Raw genomic sequence first — 2,952 nt, forward strand, 5'->3', positions numbered from 1 at the left:
TGGAGCCGCTGCGGGGCTCGCGATCGGAGGCCCGATCGGGGCGCTTCTCGGAGGCGTGGCGGGGCACTACGTCATCGACCGAGATCAGGAGCAGGACGGGCCGGCCGAGAACCAGGGGGCCTTCACCGAGGGCGTGCTTGCGCTCGGCGCCAAGATGGCCAAAGCCGACGGCGTGGTCACCATGGACGAGGTAAACGCCTTCAAGGAAGTCTTCAAAGTACCTGAAGGCGACATGAAGAACGTGGCGCGCGTCTTCAATCTGGCCAAGCAGGATGTGTCCGGATACGAGGCCTATGCCGAACAGCTCGCGACCATGTTCAAGGGCAACCGCAAGCTTCTGGAAGATGTGCTCGACGGCCTGTTCCACATTGCCAAGGCCGACGAGGCGCTCCATTCCGGCGAGGAAGCGTTCCTGTCCCAGGTTGCCAACCGCTTCGGCTTCACCGAAACCGAATTCAGCTACATCAAGGCGCGCCACGTCGTGGCCTCCAAGCGCAACCCGTATGAGGTCCTGGAGGTCGACCCGAGCGTCACCAACGAGGCGCTGAAGGTCCAGTACCGCAAGCTCATTGCCGACAATCATCCCGATAAGCTGATAGCCCGCGGCGTGCCCAAGGAGTTCATCGCCATCGCCACGGAAAAGGTCGCGACCATCAACGAGGCCTACGACGCGATCGCCAAGGAGCGCGGACTTTAGGTCGCGATGCATCGTCATCCCGGCGCAACCCGGGATCCTGGCAACACACGCTTCCTTTGCGAAGTGGATTCCGGCTTTCGCCGGAATGACTCAGTCTGCAAGACGCCAAGATGACCGCCCCGGACAGCACGCTCGCCACGCAGTGGCGCCCATCGCCGAATATCGAGCCGCGTTGCGAGGGCCGCGCGCCCGATATGCTGGTCCTGCATTACACGGGCATGGAGTCGTGCGACGCCGCCCTCGATTGGTTGACATGCGAGGAAGCCAAGGTCTCCGCGCACTACCTCGTCGACGAAGACGGGCGCATCACCCAGATGGTCGCCGAAGAGATGCGCGCCTGGCATGCGGGGCAAAGCCGCTGGGCCGGCGAGACGGATCTCAATTCCTGCTCTATCGGCATCGAGATTCACAACCCCGGCCATGAATTCGGCTATCCGGAATTTCCCGACGTGCAGATGAAGGCCGTCGAGGCGCTGTGCCTCGATATCCTCAGTCGCCACCCCATCCCGCCGACGCGGATCCTCGCTCATTCCGACATCGCGCCGGGGCGGAAGCGCGATCCTGGCGAACGGTTCGATTGGGAACGGCTCGCCCGCGCCGGGATCGGGCTGTGGGTCGCGCCCGTGCCGCTCGGGGACGACGAAGGGTTAGGCCAGGGCGATGAGAACGAGGCGGTCACCGCCCTGCAACGCGGACTGCAAGAGTTGGGCTATGGCGTGGAGGTGACCTCTACCTACGGCAAAGGTTTGGAGCAGGTCGTGGAGGCCTTCCAGCGCCACTTCCGCCCCGCGCGCGTGGATGGCCGCGCCGACCGCTCTACCTGCGAGACCTTGGCACGCCTCCTTGCCGCCCGCGCGGAGGCAGCTGGCGTCTAGCGCGGCTGCTTGTCTTTACGCGCTAAGCCCGCGCGCGCCCGAAGCGAGCCCAAGCATGAGAATGCTTATGGCCGCGGCCGTGAAGATCCGGTTCATGATCTGCCCTTCCATGGCCTGCACATGCGTCCGCGCATATCCAGTGGCACGCGTCCACTGTAGGCGCGTCCTTCCGAGCATGCGCGCCCGGGCCGCAGCGAGCGTTAAGGAGAGCTTGGCGCGATCGAGCGATCTTTAGAGATTCGGCACCCAGCTATTTCCGCCAATAAGCAAGGCTCGCCCCCAGGGGGGCGGGCCTCACAGTGGTAGGTTGAGAACGGTGAGGTCTACTGGTTGTCGTTGTAGAAGGCCTCGGCCGCGGCAAGATTGCCTTCCGGGTCCTTCATGAACTCTTCCTTGGCGGACTGCTTGCTGAAGCAATAGAGCTTACCGTCGATTTTCTCTTGGACCGAGCAGTCGGTGAACTTCTTCTCGCCCTTGGTGAGCCCGAAGGCGCAGTTGTTGCTGAATTCACCCAAGTCCCCGGCGGCCAGCGCAGCGGAACCGGTGGCGAGCAGGATCGCGCCGGCAAGCGCAAGCGTCACGTTCTTCATAGGCATCTCCTCTCTCAGACTTCGAGTTCGAAACGTTTTTGGTTTGGTGGGAACGTCAAACGTCAGAAAAAATCCCGAACGTCAATGGACAATTGCGCTGCCATGACGCGGAGTCGAACCGGACGCAAGAAAAAGGCCCACCGAAATCGGCGGGCCTTCTCTCCATCTCGCGGGTACGAGAGTTATTGATTGTCGTTGTAGAAAGAGTCTGCCTTGGCGAGGTGGCCTTCCGGGTCCTTCATGAACAAGGTCTTGGCCTGCTCGTTGCCGAAGCAATAGGTCTTGCCGTCGATCTCCGCGTTAACGGAGCAGTCGGTCTCGACCTTCTTGTCGAGGGCGAGGCCCATGGCGCACATGTTGTCGTACTCGCCGGTGGCGGCGAAGGCGGCGGTGGTGAACAGAAACGCGCCTGCAATCGCCGGAATGAGATAGGTCGCTTTCATCGTTATTTCCTCCTGGTCTGGTTCGGGGGGACACCCATGGCGCGAAGGGCAGGGAAGCCAGTCCGCGCAGGCGCCCACTCTACGGCGAAATAACGCGTGAGGAGTGTGACTGGGGTCACCGAGCGCCGCTCACGTTTTCGCGATCAGACTTGGGAAAACCGGCAAAAACTCCGCTTCCCCTGGCAAGGGAAGCGGACAGCGAGGGCGCGCGCCTAAAGCGTCTCTTCGAAGTCCATCCCCTCGAAGGTATAGCGGTCGACCTGGGTCCAAACCCCATCTTCCTGCACGGGAACCTTGTGCACCTTGACTTTATTGACTTTGAGCTTGCCGGTCTTCTCATCCACCCA

Annotated in this window: 4 protein-coding genes; 2 read left to right on the forward strand and 2 right to left on the reverse strand. The window is 62.2% G+C overall.

Going from position 1 to position 2,952, the window contains the following annotated elements; all coding sequences use genetic code 11:
* Together ACSLE4_RS02615 and ACSLE4_RS02620 are read left to right on the forward strand one after the other, a co-directional pair.
* The coding region (locus ACSLE4_RS02615) for a TerB family tellurite resistance protein (RefSeq protein ID WP_435902936.1) at positions 1 to 697 on the forward strand (697 nt) is incomplete at its 5' end.
* Between the two features lie 110 nt (positions 698 to 807).
* On the forward strand, positions 808 to 1,572 hold the full coding sequence (locus ACSLE4_RS02620) for an N-acetylmuramoyl-L-alanine amidase (protein ID WP_435902937.1): 765 nt from the start codon (positions 808 to 810) through the stop codon (positions 1,570 to 1,572).
* Between the two features lie 323 nt (positions 1,573 to 1,895).
* Here ACSLE4_RS02620 and ACSLE4_RS02625 read toward each other — a convergent pair whose 3' ends face one another.
* Both ACSLE4_RS02625 and ACSLE4_RS02630 read right to left on the reverse strand, forming a co-directional pair.
* Positions 1,896 to 2,162 (reverse strand): hypothetical protein, encoded by a 267-nt coding sequence (locus ACSLE4_RS02625; protein WP_435902938.1) that lies wholly within the window; start codon positions 2,160 to 2,162, stop codon positions 1,896 to 1,898.
* Between the two features lie 182 nt (positions 2,163 to 2,344).
* Entirely contained in the window at positions 2,345 to 2,605 is a 261-nt protein-coding gene (locus tag ACSLE4_RS02630) for a hypothetical protein (RefSeq protein WP_435902939.1), read from the reverse strand.
* Positions 2,606 to 2,952 lie beyond the last annotated feature (347 nt).

It is taken from the genome of Methyloceanibacter sp. (assembly GCF_051306395.1).
GTDB lineage: Bacteria > Pseudomonadota > Alphaproteobacteria > Rhizobiales > Methyloligellaceae > Methyloceanibacter.